Genomic DNA, 15,209 nt, shown 5'->3' on the forward strand with positions numbered 1-15,209 from the left:
CATGCATTTCACCATTCAACGCGAAGCCCTGTTGAAACCCCTGCAACTGGTCGCAGGTGTCGTCGAACGTCGACAGACCTTGCCGGTGCTTTCCAACGTGCTGCTGGTTGTCGAAGGCCAGCAATTGTCGCTGACCGGTACCGACCTGGAAGTCGAGCTGGTCGGTCGTGTTCAACTCGAAGAGCCGGCGGATCCGGGCTCCATCACCGTGCCCGCGCGCAAGCTGATGGACATCTGCAAAAGCCTGCCGAACGATGCGCTGATCGACATCAAGGTCGACGAGCAGAAGCTTGTGGTCAAGGCCGGCCGTAGCCGCTTCACCCTGTCGACACTGCCGGCCAACGACTTCCCGACTGTGGAAGAAGGCCCGGGTTCGCTGACCTGCAGCCTGGAGCAAAGCAAGCTGCGTCGTCTGATCGAGCGCACCAGCTTCGCCATGGCCCAGCAGGACGTGCGTTACTACCTCAACGGCATGCTGCTGGAAGTTTCCGCTGGCGTAATCCGTGCTGTGGCCACCGACGGTCACCGTCTGGCCATGTGCTCGATGCAGGCCGATATCGGTCAGCCGGATCGTCACCAGGTCATCGTGCCGCGCAAAGGTATCCTCGAACTGGCACGCCTGCTCACCGAGCCGGACGGCAATGTCAGCATCGTGCTGGGTCAGCACCACATTCGCGCCACCACCGGTGAGTTCACCTTCACATCAAAATTGGTCGACGGCAAATTCCCGGACTACGAGCGTGTTCTGCCTAAAGGTGGCGACAAGCTGGTACTGGGCGATCGCCAGGCGCTGCGCGAAGCGTTCAGTCGTACCGCGATTCTGTCCAACGAGAAGTACCGTGGTATCCGTCTGCAACTGGCCAGCGGTCAGCTGAAGATCCAGGCGAACAACCCGGAGCAGGAAGAAGCGGAAGAAGAAGTCGGCGTTGAATACAACGGTGGCTCTCTGGAAATCGGCTTCAACGTGAGCTATCTGCTCGACGTACTGGGCGTGATGACCACCGAGCAGGTTCGTCTGATCCTGTCCGACTCCAACAGCAGCGCGCTGGTGCAGGAATCGGATAACGACGACTCGGCCTACGTTGTCATGCCGATGCGTCTGTAATAGCTAGATGTCCTTAAGTCGCGTCTCGGTCACCGCGGTGCGCAATCTGCACCCGGTGACCTTCTCCCCTTCCCCCCGCATCAATATTCTTTACGGCGCCAACGGCAGCGGCAAAACCAGTGTTCTGGAGGCCATCCATCTGCTGGGGCTTGCCCGTTCGTTTCGCAGCACCCGCCTGTTGCCGGTCATTCAATACGAGCAACTGGCGTGCACGGTCTTTGGCCAGGTTGAGTTGGCGGAGGGTGGGCATAGCGCCTTGGGCATTTCGCGGGATCGCCAAGGCGAATTCCAGATCCGTATCGATGGGCAGAACGCGCGCAGTGCCGCACAGCTGGCTGAAATCTTGCCATTGCAGCTGATCAACCCGGACAGCTTTCGATTGCTGGAAGGTGCGCCGAAGATTCGCCGACAGTTTCTCGACTGGGGTGTGTTCCACGTGGAACCGCGCTTCATGTCAACCTGGCAGCGCTTGCAGAAGGCCCTGCGCCAGAGAAACTCTTGGCTGCGGCATGGTACACTTGACGCCGTTTCGCAAGCGGTTTGGGACAGGGAACTGTGCCAGGCCAGCGCTGAAATAGATGAATACCGCCGCGCTTATATCAAAGCCTTGAAACCAGTCTTTGAACAAACCTTGAGCGATCTGGTTGAGCTTGAAGGCTTGACGCTCAGCTATTACCGCGGCTGGGACAAAGACCGTGAACTGAGTGCTGTGCTCGCCGGGTCTCTGCAGCGGGACCAGCAAATGGGGCATACCCAGGCCGGACCACAACGTGCTGATTTGCGTCTCAGACTGGGCGCGCACAACGCCGCGGACATCTTGTCCCGTGGCCAGCAGAAGTTGGTGGTTTGCGCATTACGGATTGCCCAAGGGCACCTGGTCAGCCAGGCTCGACGCGGTCAGTGTATTTATCTGGTGGATGACTTGCCGTCCGAGCTGGACGAGCACCACCGTCGCGCGCTTTGCCGCTTGTTGGAAGACTTACGCTGCCAGGTATTTATCACCTGTGTAGATCACGAATTATTGAGGGAAGGCTGGCAGACGGAAACGCCAGTCGCTCTGTTCCACGTGGAACAGGGCCGTATCACCCAGACCCACGACCATCGGGAGTGAAGGCATTGAGCGAAGAAAATACGTACGACTCAACGAGCATTAAAGTGCTGAAAGGCCTGGATGCCGTACGCAAACGTCCCGGTATGTACATTGGTGACACCGACGATGGCAGCGGTCTGCACCACATGGTGTTCGAAGTGGTCGATAACTCGATCGACGAAGCTCTCGCCGGCCACTGCGACGACATCAGCATCATCATCCACCCGGATGAGTCCATCACCGTTCGTGACAACGGTCGTGGCATCCCGGTAGACGTGCACAAAGAAGAAGGCGTTTCGGCAGCCGAGGTCATCATGACCGTGCTGCACGCCGGCGGTAAGTTCGACGACAACTCCTATAAAGTATCCGGCGGTCTGCACGGTGTAGGTGTGTCGGTGGTGAATGCGCTGTCCAAAGAACTGGTCCTGACCGTTCGCCGTAGCGGCAAAATCTGGGAACAGACTTACGTACACGGTGTTCCGCAAGAACCAATGAAAATCGTTGGTGAGAGCGAAACCACGGGCACCCAGATTCACTTCAAGCCATCGGCTGAAACCTTCAAGAATATACACTTCAGCTGGGACATCCTGGCCAAGCGGATTCGTGAACTGTCCTTCCTCAACTCCGGTGTCGGCATCGTCCTCAAGGACGAGCGCAGCGGCAAGGAAGAGCTGTTCAAGTACGAAGGCGGCCTGCGTGCGTTCGTTGAATACCTGAACACCAACAAGACTGCGGTCAACCAGGTGTTCCACTTCAACGTCCAGCGTGAAGACGGCATCGGCGTGGAAATCGCCCTGCAGTGGAACGACAGCTTCAACGAGAACCTGTTGTGCTTCACCAACAACATTCCACAGCGCGACGGCGGTACTCACCTGGTGGGTTTCCGTTCCGCACTGACGCGTAACCTGAACACCTACATCGAAGCAGAAGGCCTGGCGAAGAAGCACAAGGTCGCTACCACCGGTGACGATGCCCGTGAAGGCCTGACCGCGATCATTTCGGTGAAAGTGCCGGATCCGAAGTTCAGCTCCCAGACCAAAGACAAGCTGGTGTCTTCCGAAGTGAAGACCGCGGTCGAACAGGAAATGGGCAAGTACTTCTCCGACTTCCTGCTGGAAAACCCGAACGAAGCCAAACTGGTCGTCGGCAAGATGATCGACGCGGCCCGTGCCCGTGAAGCGGCGCGTAAAGCCCGTGAGATGACTCGCCGCAAAGGCGCGCTGGACATCGCCGGCCTGCCGGGCAAACTGGCTGACTGCCAGGAAAAGGACCCTGCCCTGTCCGAACTGTACCTCGTGGAAGGTGACTCCGCGGGCGGCTCTGCCAAGCAGGGACGTAACCGTCGGACCCAAGCCATCCTGCCGCTGAAGGGCAAGATCCTGAACGTCGAGAAGGCGCGTTTTGACAAGATGATCTCTTCGCAAGAAGTGGGCACCTTGATCACCGCGCTGGGCTGCGGTATCGGCCGCGACGAGTACAACATCGACAAACTGCGTTACCACAACATCATCATCATGACCGATGCTGACGTCGACGGTTCGCACATCCGTACCCTGCTGCTGACCTTCTTCTTCCGTCAGTTGCCGGAGCTGATCGAGCGTGGCTACATCTACATCGCTCAGCCGCCGCTGTACAAAGTGAAGAAAGGCAAGCAAGAGCAATACATCAAAGACGACGACGCCATGGAAGAGTACATGACGCAGTCGGCCCTTGAAGATGCGAGCCTTCACCTGAACGAAGAAGCACCTGGCATTTCCGGTGAAGCACTTGAGCGTCTGGTGAATGACTTCCGTCTGGTGATGAAGACCCTCAAGCGTCTGTCGCGCCTGTACCCACAGGAGCTGACCGAGCACTTCATCTACCTGCCAGCGGTGAGCATGGAGCAACTGTCTGATCACGCAGCGATGCAAGATTGGCTGGCTCAGTACGAAGTTCGCCTGCGCACCGTCGAGAAGTCCGGCCTGGTTTACAAAGCCAGCCTGCGTGAAGACCGTGAACGTAACGTCTGGCTGCCAGAGGTCGAACTGATCTCCCACGGCCTGTCGAACTACGTCACCTTCAACCGCGACTTTTTCGGCAGCAACGATTACAAGACTGTCGTTTCGCTAGGCGCTCAACTGAGCACCCTGCTGGACGACGGCGCGTACATCCAGCGTGGCGAGCGCAAGAAGCCGGTGACCGAGTTCAAGGAAGCCCTTGAATGGCTGATGGCTGAAAGCACCAAGCGTCACACCATCCAGCGATACAAAGGTCTGGGCGAAATGAACCCGGATCAGCTATGGGAAACCACCATGGACCCAAGCCAGCGCCGGATGCTCAAAGTGACCATCGAAGACGCCATTGGCGCAGACCAGATCTTCAACACCCTGATGGGTGATGCGGTCGAACCTCGTCGTGACTTCATCGAAAGCAATGCTCTGGCGGTGTCCAACCTGGACTTCTGATCCCGGTCGATGCCAATAAAAAGGCCAATGCATTCGCATTGGCCTTTTTATTGGTGCGTTTTACTCGCTCGGCGGAGCACTCTTGGCAATTGTTCCGGGCATAAAAAAACCGGCTATATCAGCCGGCTTTTTTACGTCCTAAAAAAACTTATGCACGTTTTTATGGTTTTTATCATTCAAAGAAATATGTAAAAAAATCATAAAGTTACGTACAAGAAACGACGTTTTTCAATGAAACGGTACACAGGTTATCCACAGAATCTCAGACAGCCAGCTGATCGTTTGAAACCGGCGCTTGCGGAGCCGGTGGCAGCGATCCCATTTCCCGTTGCATCTGCTCGTTCCACGCCTGGACCCGGTCGTTCAATTCAGCAATGGCTCGCGGTCCTGCGCCTGCGGCATACATCGGTTCGCCAATGATCACAGTGATGACGCCCTGCTGCTTCGCCCAACCGGTTTTCGGCCAGAACTTGCCTGCGTTGTGCGCAATCGGCAGCACGGGCAATTCGGCGTTGACCGCCAAGGCGCTGCCACCGCGCGAGAACTTTCCGACGGTGCCGAAAGGAACGCGCGTGCCTTCAGGGAAGATCAGCACCCAGACATTGTCCTTGAGCAGTTCATCGCCCTTCTTTGCTACATGCTTGAGTGCGGCTTTCGGGTTGTCGCGATCGATGGCGATCGGTCGCAGCATGGCCATGGCCCAGCCAAAGAACGGCACATAGAGCAATTCACGTTTGAGCACCTGGCTCAGCGGTGAAAAGTAGGCAGAGAGAAAGAACGTCTCCCACGTGCTCTGGTGGTTCGACTGAATGACACAAGGCCTTTCAGGTACGTTCTCGGCACCCTTCACTTCGTAGCAGATACCAAGAAACACTTTGCTCAGCCACAAGGCGCAGCGGCACCAGTACACGTTGATAAAGCGGTAACGTGCCTTGAAGGGCAGAAACGGCGCGATAAAAAAACTCAGGCTGCACCACAGCAAGGAGCTGGTGCCCAGCAGCAGGTAAAAGAGGAAGGTTCTGATGGCCTGCAATATCGACATGGTGACGTTTACCGTTGCGGGAATTGCCCGCTTGTATAAAGCGCACTCCTGACGGGTCCCTTATCAGGAATTTCAGAAGCACTCTAATTGTGGATAAGTTCTGCGGCAATCGCCGCCAGATCGTCAAAAATCAATGTGCCAACCGGAAGGGTTTTACCCAAAGTCTTTTCGCCTTTCCCGGTCTTTACCAAAACTGGCTGTGAATCGACGGCTTTGGCGGCCTCCAGGTCACCAAGGCTGTCGCCGACGAACCAGAGATTGGTCAGCGACACGTTGTAATGAGCGGCGATGGTTTTCAACATCCCGGGTTTCGGCTTGCGGCAATCGCAGCCTTCGTCCGGCCCGTGGGGGCAGTAGACGATCAGGCCGACTTCACCGCCCTGCTCCGCCACCAGCGCGCGCAAGCGCTCGTGCATGGCATCCAGGGTGGCGAGGTCGTAATAACCGCGAGCGATGCCCGACTGGTTGGTAGCGACCGCTACCGTCCAGCCGGCCTTGCTCAACTGCGCGATGGCCTCGATCGATCCGGGGAGCGGAATCCACTCCTCCACCGACTTGATGTAAGCGTCGGAGTCGTAATTGATCACTCCGTCTCGATCGAGAATCAGCAGTTTCAACAGCAGTCCCTCAACCCAGCAGCGAAATGTCGGCGACGCCGAGGAACAACCCACGCAGGCGCGCCAGCAAGGCGTAGCGGTTGGCGCGGACCTTGGCGTCTTCAGCGTTGACCATCACGGCTTCGAAGAACGCATCCACCGGTTCGCGCAGTGCAGCCAGGCGTGCCAGGGATTCGCTGTACTGACGCGAGGCGGCCATTGGCTGCACAGCCTGGTCAGCCTGCTGGATCGCCGAGTACAGGGAGAACTCGTTGGCATTGTCGAAGTACTTGGCTTCCACGACGGTAGGCACCGAGCCTTCGACCTTGCTCAGCAGGTTCGACACGCGCTTGTTCACCGCGGCCAGGGCAGCGGCTTCCGGCAATTTGCGGAAGGCCTGTACTGCTTGTACGCGCTGGTCGAAGTCCAGGGCCGAGCCTGGCTTCAAGGCACGCACCGACAGGTAGGTCGCGACGTCGACGCCTTCGTCTTCGTAACGGGCACGCAAACGGTCGAAGATGAACTCCAGCACCGAGTCGTTCAGGCCGGCAGCCTTGATCTTGGTCCCGAACGCATTCACAGCGAAGGCCACGGCGTCGTTCAGGTCCAGATCCAGTTGCTTCTCGATCAGGATACGCAACACGCCCAGTGCGGCACGGCGCAGGGCGTACGGGTCTTTGCTGCCGGTCGGCAGCATGCCGATACCGAAGATACCCACGAGGGTGTCGAGCTTGTCGGCAATGGCCACGGCCGCACCGGTCAGGGTGCTCGGCAGTTCAGCGCCAGCACCGCGCGGCATGTACTGCTCGTTCAGCGCCAGTGCGACATCTTCCGGCTCGCCATCGTTGAGGGCGTAGTAGTAACCGGCGACACCTTGCATTTCCGGGAACTCGCCGACCATCTCGGTCGACAGGTCGCACTTGGACAGCAGGCCTGCGCGAGCAGCCCACGAAGCGTTGCCGCCAATTCGCGCGGCGATGTAGGCGGCGAGTCTGGAGACTCGCTCGGCCTTGTCGTAGACGCTGCCGAGTTTTTCCTGGAACACCACGTTTTGCAGGCGCAGGTTGAAGTCTTCGAGCTTCTGCTTCTTGTCTTGCTTGAAGAAGAACTCGGCGTCGGTCAGGCGTGGGCGAACCACCTTCTCGTTACCGGCGATGATCTGCTGCGGGTCTTTGCTTTCGATGTTGGCCACGGTAATGAAACGAGGCAGCAACTTGCCGTCGGCGTCCAGCAGGCAGAAGTACTTCTGGTTGTCCTGCATGGTGGTGATCAGTGCTTCTTGTGGCACGTCGAGGAAGCGTTCCTCGAACGAGCACACCAGCGGCACCGGCCATTCGACCAGCGCGGTCACTTCATCGAGCAGGGCTGGCGGAACGATTGCCGTGCCTTCCTGACGGGTGGCCAGCTCTTCGGTGCGCTTGCTGATGATCTCGCGACGCTCGTTGGCGTCAGCCAGAACGTAGGCGGCACGCAGGTCGGCCAGGTAGCTGGATGGCGAACCGATGCGCACGCTTTCCGGGTGATGGAAGCGGTGACCACGGGAATCGCGGCCGGCCTTCTGGGCGAGGATGGTGCAGTCGATGACCTGGTCACCGAGCAGCATCACCAGCCATTGGGTCGGACGAACGAACTCTTCCTTGCGCGCGCCCCAACGCATGCGTTTCGGGATCGGCAGGTCGTTCAGGGAATCTTCGACGATGGTCGGCAGCAGGCTCGCGGTCGCCTTGCCGGCAATGCTCTGGCTGTAGCGCAGTTTCGGGCCGCTCTGATCGATTTCGCTCAGATCGACGCCGCACTTCTTGGCGAAGCCCAGTGCCGCCTGGGTCGGGTTGCCTTCGGCATCGAACGCGGCCTGACGTGGCGGGCCGTCCAGGTTGATGCTGCGATCCGGTTGCTGGGTGGCCAGCGAGGTGATCAGCACAGCCAGGCGGCGCGGCGCGGCATAAACGGTTTTGGTCTCGTAGTTCAGGCCGGCAGCTTGCAGGCCCTTGTCGATACCGGCGAGGAACGCCTCGGCCAGGGTGTTCAGGGCTTTGGGTGGCAGTTCTTCAGTGCCCAGTTCAACCAGAAAATCCAGAGCACTCATTGTGCAGCCTCCAGCTTGGCCAGTACTTCATCACGCAGGTCCGGGGTCGCCATCGGGAAGCCCAGCTTGGCGCGAGCCAGCAGGTAGGCTTGCGCAACGGAACGCGCCAGGGTGCGTACACGCAGGATGTATTGCTGACGCGCAGTCACCGAGATTGCCCGGCGCGCATCCAGCAGGTTGAAGGTATGGGAGGCCTTCAACACCATTTCGTAGCTTGGCAACGGCAGCGGCTGGTCGAGTTCGATCAGGCGCTTGGCTTCGCTTTCGTAGAAATCGAACAGTTCGAAAAGCTTGTCGACGTTGGCGTGTTCGAAGTTGTAGGTCGACTGTTCCACTTCGTTCTGGTGGAACACGTCGCCGTAGGTCACCTTGCCGAACGGGCCGTCAGCCCAGACCAGGTCGTAGACCGAGTCCACGCCTTGCAGGTACATGGCCAGGCGCTCGAGACCGTAGGTGATTTCGCCGGTCACCGGGTAGCACTCGATGCCGCCCGCTTGCTGGAAGTAGGTGAATTGGGTTACTTCCATGCCGTTGAGCCAGACTTCCCAGCCCAGACCCCAGGCACCGAGGGTCGGCGATTCCCAATTGTCTTCGACGAAGCGGATGTCGTGGACCAGCGGGTCCAGACCGACGTGCTTGAGGGAGCCCAGGTACAGTTCCTGGAAGTTGTCCGGGTTCGGCTTCAGGACGACCTGGAACTGGTAGTAGTGCTGCAGACGGTTCGGGTTTTCGCCGTAGCGGCCGTCAGTCGGACGGCGGCTTGGCTGCACGTAGGCGGCGTTCCAGGTTTCCGGGCCGATGGCGCGCAGGAATGTAGCAGTGTGGAAAGTGCCGGCGCCTACTTCCATATCGTAGGGCTGAAGTACCACACAACCTTGCTCGGCCCAGTATTGCTGGAGGGCGAGGATCAAGTCTTGGAAGGTACGCACGGCTGGCGTAGGCTGGCTCACGAAATTCACCTGTTTCTTGGGCTGCGATTTAAAGAGCGGGAGTATACCCGATTCATGGCTGCGCACGCCCCCTGGAGCCTTATGCCACGCTGCTTTTGGTGTTCCGAAGATCCGCTGTACATGGCATATCACGATCAGGAGTGGGGCACGCCGCTACGCGATGCGCAGGGATTGTTCGAGTTGCTTTTGCTCGAAGGGTTCCAGGCCGGCCTCTCCTGGATCACCGTGCTACGCAAACGCGAGCATTATCGTCAGGTGATGTTCGGTTTTGATGTCCAGCGTGTGGCGCAGATGAGCGATGCCGAAATCGACGAGTTGATGCTCGATCCGGGCATCATCCGCAACCGCCTCAAGCTCAACGCGGCCCGGCGCAATGCCCAGGCCTGGCTGGCGCTGGAGGACCCGGTGGGATTTCTCTGGTCGTTCGTCGGTGGTGTGCCTGTGATCAATCATTTCAAGGATCGCGGCGAAGTCCCGGCCGTGACGCCGACCGCCGTGGAAATGAGCAAGGGCTTGAAAAAAGCCGGATTCACCTTCGTCGGGCCGACCATTTGCTACGCGCTGATGCAGGCCTCGGGCATGGTCATGGATCACACCCGCGATTGCGACCGCTACGCGCAGCTGGCGAACGGCGGTTAGAATGGCCGCCTTGCGCACAGCACAAAATCAGGAGTGACCTGTGGATAAGTTGAAAGGCGCCTTGTTGGTAGGCGCTCTGCGGCTGTTTGCCCTGCTTCCGTGGCGGGCCGTGCAGGCCGTGGGCTCGGCGATTGGCTGGGTCATGTGGAAAACCCCGAACCGTTCCCGCGACGTGGTACGGATCAATCTGTCCAAGTGCTTTCCGGACATGGACCCTGTCGAGCGTGAGCGCCTGGTGGGCCAGAGCCTGAAGGACATCGGCAAGTCCCTGACCGAAAGCGCCTGCGCCTGGATCTGGCCGGCCCAGCGCTCCATCGACCTGGTGCGCGAGGTCGAAGGCCTCGACATATTGAAGGACGCCCTCGCCTCCGGCAAAGGCGTGGTCGGCATCACCAGCCACCTGGGCAACTGGGAAGTGCTCAACCACTTCTATTGCAGCCAGTGCAAACCGATCATTTTTTACCGTCCGCCCAAATTGAAGGCGGTGGATGAATTGCTGCAAAAGCAGCGGGTACAGCTGGGCAACAAGGTGGCCGCTTCCACCAAGGAAGGCATTCTCAGCGTCATCAAGGAAGTGCGCAAAGGTGGTGCGGTGGGTATTCCTGCCGACCCGGAGCCAGCCGAGTCCGCCGGGATCTTCGTGCCGTTTTTCGCGGTGAAGGCGCTGACCAGCAAGTTCGTGCCGAACATGCTCGCCGGCGGCAAAGCGGTCGGCGTGTTCCTGCATGCCCTGCGGCTGCCGGACGGTTCAGGCTACAAGGTGATCCTGGAAGCCGCGCCCGAAGCCATGTACAGCACCGATACCGAGACCTCGTGCGCGGCCATGAGCCAGGTGGTCGAGCGCTATGTGCGGGCGTATCCGAGCCAGTACATGTGGAGCATGAAGCGCTTCAAGAAGCGTCCACCGGGTGAAGCTCGCTGGTATTGACGCTGTGGATAACCCCGTAGGAGCTGCCGAAGGCTGCGATCTTTTGATCTTGCTTTGATAAAAATCAAAAAATCGCAGCCTTCGGCAGTTCCTGCAAGGGCTTCTCACAGGCTGCGTTATCTTCTGGTCAGTGCGCCTGACGCTCGAGCTTCTTCAGGAACACCGTCATTTCCTTCTCGGCCTGTTTGTCACCATGGCCGCGAGCAGCTTCCACGCCTTGCTCCCAGGCTTGCCGCGCGGCCGCAAAGTCCGCCAGCGCCAGATGGGCCTTGCCCAGCAGTTTCCACGCCGCTGAATACTTCGGATCGAATTCGACGCAGCGTTGAAAATGCTCCACTGCCTTGGCGTTCTCCCCCAGATCCAGATAACCCTTGCCCAAACCGAAGCGCAGCAAAGCGTTATCCACACCCTTGGCGAGCATTTTTTCCAGGGATTCGATCATCGGTGGATTCCTTTTTGAGGTGTGTCAGGAAGATATCCGGGATCTGGAAGTCCGCTATCGCGAGCAAGCTCGCTCCCACACTTGATCTTCAGAAACACAAATGGTGTGTACGACCAAGAACCCTGTGGGAGCGAGCTTGCTCGCGATGAGGCCAATCCGATCACCGAAAAATCCGCATCAGAAGAAGCTCAACCCCACATGGAACAGCTTCTCCACATCGCGAATATGCTTTTTATCCACAAGGAACAAAATTACATGGTCGCCCGTTTCGATCACGGTGTCGTCATGGGCAATGATCACCTCTTCGTCGCGGATGATCGCACCGATGGTGGTACCCGGCGGCAGGCCGATGTTCTCGATGGCCTTGCCGATCACCTTGCTCGATTTCGCATCGCCATGGGCAATCGCCTCGATGGCCTCCGCCGCGCCCCGGCGCAGTGAGTGCACGCTGACGATGTCGCCCCGGCGCACGTGGGCCAGCAAGGTGCCGATGGTCGCCAGTTGCGGGCTGATGGCGATGTCGATGTCGCCGCCCTGGATCAGATCGACATAAGCCGGGTTGTTGATGATGGTCATCACCTTCTTCGCACCCAGGCGCTTGGCCAGCAGCGACGACATGATGTTGGCTTCGTCGTCGTTGGTCAGGGCGAGGAACAGATCTGCGTCGGCGATGTTCTCCTCCAGCAGCAGGTCGCGGTCCGAGGCGCTGCCCTGCAACACCACGGTGCTGTCGAGGTGGTCCGAGAGATGACGGCAACGGGCCGGATTCATCTCGATGATCTTTACCTGATAACGGCTTTCGATAGCCTCGGCCAGACGCTCGCCGATTTGCCCGCCTCCGGCGATGACGATGCGTTTATAGGTCTCGTCGAGACGGCGCATTTCGCTCATGACCGCGCGAATGTTCGCCTTGGCAGCGATGAAAAACACTTCGTCGTCGGCTTCGATCACCGTATCGCCCTGGGGCAGGATCGGCCGGTCTCGACGGAAAATCGCCGCGACACGGGTTTCCACGTTCGGCATGTGCTCGCGCAACTGCCGCAGTTGCTGACCCACCAGCGGCCCGCCGTAGTACGCCCGCACCGCCACCAGTTGCGCCTTGCCTTCGGCGAAGTCGATCACCTGCAAGGCGCCCGGATGCTGGATCAGGCGCTTGATGTAGTTGGTAACCACTTGTTCCGGGCTGATCAGCACGTCCACAGGAATCGCTTCGTTCTGGAACAATTGCTCCTCGCGGGTCAGGTAGGCGGCTTCGCGAACCCGGGCGATCTTGGTCGGGGTGTGAAACAGGGTGTGGGCGACCTGGCAGGCGACCATGTTGGTTTCATCGCTGTTGGTCACCGCGACCAGCATGTCGGCGTCATCGGCTCCGGCCTGGCGCAACACCGTCGGGAATGAGCCGCGACCTTGAACGGTGCGGATGTCCAGGCGGTCGCCGAGATCGCGCAGGCGTTCGCCATCGGTGTCGACCACAGTAATATCGTTGGCTTCGCTGGCCAGGTGTTCCGCCAGCGAACCGCCGACTTGCCCTGCACCGAGGATGATGATTTTCATCCAGTCACTCCATTGAATCCGTTTAACCGCGAGCGGCGGCGATCTTGATCAGCTTGGCGTAGTAGAAACCGTCGTGGCCGCCTTCCTGGGCCAGCAACTGGCGACCATGGAGCTGCTTGATGCCGGCCGCCGTGGCGAGGTCCAGTTCGCGGGCGCCCGGCGTGCGGGCGAGGAAGGCTTCGATGACTTCGGTATTTTCGGTCGGCAGCGTGGAACAGGTGGCGTACAGCAGAATGCCGCCCACCTCCAATGTGTTCCACATGGCGTCGAGCAATTCGCCTTGCAGCACCGCCAGCGCGGCGATGTCGTCGGGTTGGCGGGTCAGCTTGATGTCCGGGTGACGACGGATCACACCGGTGGCCGAGCATGGCGCGTCCAGCAGGATGCGCTGGAACGGCTTGCCGTCCCACCACGCCTGGGTGTCGCGGCCGTCGGCGGCGATCAATTCGGCGCTCAGCTTCAGGCGTTCGAGGTTTTCCCGCACCCGTACCAGGCGCTTGGCCTCCAGGTCTACCGCCACGACGCCGGCCAGTTTTGGCTCGGCTTCAAGGATGTGGCAGGTCTTGCCACCTGGCGCACAGCAGGCGTCCAGCACCCGTTGGCCCGGCGCGAGGTCGAGCAGATCGGCGGCCAGTTGCGCGGCTTCGTCCTGCACGCTGATCCAGCCTTCGGCGAATCCCGGCAGACTGCGCACATCGGTGGCCGCTTCGAGCACGATGCCATCGCGGCTATAGACACACGGCGTGGCGGCGATACCGGTATCTATCAGCAAACCGAGGTAGGTATCGCGACTGTGATGACGACGGTTGACCCGCAGGATCATCGGCGGATGCGCGTTGTTGGCGGCGCAGATGGCTTCCCATTGCTCTGGCCAGAACGCCTTCAGGGATTTCTGCAGCCAGCGCGGGTGAGCGGTGCGCACCACGGGATCACGTTCCAGCTCGGCGAAAATCGTTTCGCTGTCGCGCTGAGCATTGCGCAGCACAGCATTGAGCAAACCCTTTGCCCAAGGCTTTTTCAGCTTGTCGGCGCAACCGACGGTTTCACCAATGGCGGCATGGGCCGGGACGCGGGTGTAGAGCAACTGATAAAGACCGACCAGCAATAGCGCCTCGACATCGGCGTCGGCGGCCTTGAACGGTTTCTGCAGCAGCTTGGCCGCCAGCGCCGACAAGCGTGGCTGCCAGCGCGCGGTGCCGAACGCCAGGTCCTGGGTGAAGCCGCGATCACGGTCCTCGACCTTGTCCAGTTGCATTGGCAGCGAACTGTTGAGCGATGCTTTTCCGTTCAGGACAGCGGTGAGTGCCTTGGCGGCGGCCAGACGCGGATTCATTGAGCGTCCACCGCTTGACCGAGGACGATACCGGTGGCGAATTTCTCGCGACGGCTGTTGAACAGGTCGCTGAAGTTCAGCGCCTTGCCACCGGGCAATTGCAGGCGGGTCAGGCACAGGGCCTGTTCGCCGCAGGCGACGATCAGGCCGTCCTTGCTGGCACCGAGGATTTCACCCGGGGCGCCTTTGCCTTCGGCCAGGTTCGCGGCCAGCACTTTCAGGGCTTCGCCGTTCAAGGTGCTGTGGGTGATCGGCCACGGATTGAAGGCACGGACCAGACGCTCCAGCTCGACCGCCGGGCGGGTCCAGTCGATGCGTGCTTCGTCCTTGTTCAATTTGTGCGCATAGGTCGCCAGGCTGTCGTCCTGGACTTCGCCCTCCAGGGTCGCGGCAGCGAGGCCGGCAATCGCCTGGACCACGGCCGGAGGGCCCATTTCGGCGAGGCGATCGTGCAGGCTGCCACCGGTGTCTTCGGCGCTGATCGGCGTGGTGACCTTGAGCAGCATCGGCCCGGTATCGAGGCCGGCTTCCATGCGCATCACGGTCACGCCGCTTTCTGCGTCCCCCGCTTCCACAGCACGCTGGATCGGCGCCGCACCACGCCAGCGAGGCAGCAACGAGGCGTGGCTGTTGATGCAACCCAGGCGCGGTATATCCAGTACCACTTGCGGCAGGATCAGCCCGTAGGCGACCACCACCATCAAGTCCGGCTTCAACGCGGCCAGTTCCGCTTGCGCGTCTTCGTTGCGCAAGGTGGGCGGTTGCAACACCGGGATGTTGTTCTCTAGAGCAAGCTGCTTGACCGGGCTCGGCATCAGTTTTTGCCCGCGACCGGCCGGACGATCCGGTTGGGTGTAGACCGCGACGATCTCGTAAGGGCTGTCGAGCAAGGCCTTGAGGTGTTCGGCGGCGAATTCCGGGGTGCCGGCAAAGACAATGCGCAGTGGCTCAGTCATGGGTGACGTCTCTTGAAAAGAAAAAGGCTTGCCGCAGCAAGCCT

General features: G+C 59.8%; 13 protein-coding genes. 5 read left to right on the plus strand and 8 right to left on the minus strand.

The annotated features are described in order from the left end of the window. Position 1: 1 nt before the first annotated feature. Genes dnaN through gyrB form a run of 3 tightly spaced genes read left to right on the plus strand, consistent with a single transcriptional unit; the run spans position 2 to position 4,639 of the window. Complete coding sequence (dnaN, locus tag KGA81_RS05115; RefSeq protein WP_007969885.1) at positions 2-1,105, plus strand: DNA polymerase III subunit beta; 1,104 nt, start codon at positions 2-4, stop codon at positions 1,103-1,105. A gap of 7 nt (positions 1,106-1,112) precedes the next feature. Further along, the gene (recF, locus tag KGA81_RS05120; protein ID WP_007985068.1) at positions 1,113-2,216 is read left to right on the plus strand and encodes a DNA replication/repair protein RecF; all 1,104 of its coding nucleotides are present in this window, start codon (positions 1,113-1,115) and stop codon (positions 2,214-2,216) included. Positions 2,217-2,221: 5 nt separating this feature from the next. Beyond that, positions 2,222-4,639: a DNA topoisomerase (ATP-hydrolyzing) subunit B gene (gene gyrB / locus KGA81_RS05125; protein WP_108218879.1), complete on the plus strand. Its 2,418-nt coding sequence runs from the start codon at positions 2,222-2,224 to the stop codon at positions 4,637-4,639. Between the two features lie 262 nt (positions 4,640-4,901). On the opposite strand, the gene KGA81_RS05130 is transcribed toward gyrB, so the two are convergent. The 4 genes from KGA81_RS05130 to glyQ all read right to left on the minus strand — a co-directional run bounded on the left by KGA81_RS05130 (position 4,902) and on the right by glyQ (position 9,313). Next, complete coding sequence (locus KGA81_RS05130; protein WP_223544825.1) at positions 4,902-5,681, minus strand: lysophospholipid acyltransferase family protein; 780 nt, start codon at positions 5,679-5,681, stop codon at positions 4,902-4,904. A gap of 83 nt (positions 5,682-5,764) precedes the next feature. Beyond that, positions 5,765-6,304: a D-glycero-beta-D-manno-heptose 1,7-bisphosphate 7-phosphatase gene (gene gmhB, locus KGA81_RS05135; protein WP_165798734.1), complete on the minus strand. Its 540-nt coding sequence runs from the start codon at positions 6,302-6,304 to the stop codon at positions 5,765-5,767. A gap of 4 nt (positions 6,305-6,308) precedes the next feature. Continuing rightward, positions 6,309-8,363, minus strand: coding sequence for a glycine--tRNA ligase subunit beta (gene glyS, locus KGA81_RS05140; RefSeq protein ID WP_223544826.1), 2,055 nt, complete (start codon positions 8,361-8,363; stop codon positions 6,309-6,311). Continuing rightward, a complete protein-coding gene (gene glyQ / locus KGA81_RS05145; protein WP_003187265.1) occupies positions 8,360-9,313 on the minus strand; it encodes a glycine--tRNA ligase subunit alpha in 954 nt (317 codons plus the stop codon). Before glyQ ends, glyS begins: the two co-directional genes overlap by 4 nt. A gap of 81 nt (positions 9,314-9,394) precedes the next feature. Here glyQ and KGA81_RS05150 point away from each other — a divergent pair, with 81 nt between their 5' ends. After that, entirely contained in the window at positions 9,395-9,952 is a 558-nt protein-coding gene (locus tag KGA81_RS05150; protein WP_223544827.1) for a DNA-3-methyladenine glycosylase I, read from the plus strand. A 40-nt stretch (positions 9,953-9,992) separates the two neighbouring features. Beyond that, on the plus strand, positions 9,993-10,880 hold the full coding sequence (locus KGA81_RS05155; protein ID WP_223544828.1) for a lysophospholipid acyltransferase: 888 nt from the start codon (positions 9,993-9,995) through the stop codon (positions 10,878-10,880). Between the two features lie 127 nt (positions 10,881-11,007). On the opposite strand, the gene KGA81_RS05160 is transcribed toward KGA81_RS05155, so the two are convergent. The 4 genes from KGA81_RS05160 to fmt form a co-directional block, all read right to left on the minus strand. Beyond that, positions 11,008-11,322 (minus strand): tetratricopeptide repeat protein, encoded by a 315-nt coding sequence (locus tag KGA81_RS05160; protein WP_223544829.1) that lies wholly within the window; start codon positions 11,320-11,322, stop codon positions 11,008-11,010. A gap of 177 nt (positions 11,323-11,499) precedes the next feature. Beyond that, positions 11,500-12,876 (minus strand): Trk system potassium transporter TrkA, encoded by a 1,377-nt coding sequence (gene trkA / locus KGA81_RS05165; protein WP_104450374.1) that lies wholly within the window; start codon positions 12,874-12,876, stop codon positions 11,500-11,502. A 22-nt stretch (positions 12,877-12,898) separates the two neighbouring features. Then, on the minus strand, positions 12,899-14,209 hold the full coding sequence (gene rsmB / locus KGA81_RS05170) for a 16S rRNA (cytosine(967)-C(5))-methyltransferase RsmB (protein ID WP_223544830.1): 1,311 nt from the start codon (positions 14,207-14,209) through the stop codon (positions 12,899-12,901). Beyond that, positions 14,206-15,165, minus strand: coding sequence for a methionyl-tRNA formyltransferase (gene fmt, locus KGA81_RS05175; protein WP_223544831.1), 960 nt, complete (start codon positions 15,163-15,165; stop codon positions 14,206-14,208). Before fmt ends, rsmB begins: the two co-directional genes overlap by 4 nt. Between the last annotated feature and the right edge of the window lie 44 nt (positions 15,166-15,209).

Source organism: Pseudomonas sp. A-B-19, from assembly GCF_019947515.1.
In the GTDB taxonomy this organism is placed as follows: Bacteria; Pseudomonadota; Gammaproteobacteria; order Pseudomonadales; family Pseudomonadaceae; genus Aquipseudomonas.

Excerpts from the sequence above, each read along its gene's own strand:
- dnaN (WP_007969885.1), top strand. The coding sequence starts at position 2 with ATGCATTTCACCATTCAACGCGAAGCCCTGTTGAAACCCCTGCAACTG.
- rsmB (WP_223544830.1), bottom strand. The coding sequence starts at position 14,209 with ATGAATCCGCGTCTGGCCGCCGCCAAGGCACTCACCGCTGTCCTGAAC.
- KGA81_RS05130 (WP_223544825.1), bottom strand. The coding sequence starts at position 5,681 with ATGTCGATATTGCAGGCCATCAGAACCTTCCTCTTTTACCTGCTGCTG.
- trkA (WP_104450374.1), bottom strand. The coding sequence starts at position 12,876 with ATGAAAATCATCATCCTCGGTGCAGGGCAAGTCGGCGGTTCGCTGGCG.
- KGA81_RS05150 (WP_223544827.1), top strand. The coding sequence starts at position 9,395 with ATGCCACGCTGCTTTTGGTGTTCCGAAGATCCGCTGTACATGGCATAT.
- recF (WP_007985068.1), top strand. The coding sequence starts at position 1,113 with ATGTCCTTAAGTCGCGTCTCGGTCACCGCGGTGCGCAATCTGCACCCG.
- KGA81_RS05160 (WP_223544829.1), bottom strand. The coding sequence starts at position 11,322 with ATGATCGAATCCCTGGAAAAAATGCTCGCCAAGGGTGTGGATAACGCT.
- fmt (WP_223544831.1), bottom strand. The coding sequence starts at position 15,165 with ATGACTGAGCCACTGCGCATTGTCTTTGCCGGCACCCCGGAATTCGCC.
- glyS (WP_223544826.1), bottom strand. The coding sequence starts at position 8,363 with ATGAGTGCTCTGGATTTTCTGGTTGAACTGGGCACTGAAGAACTGCCA.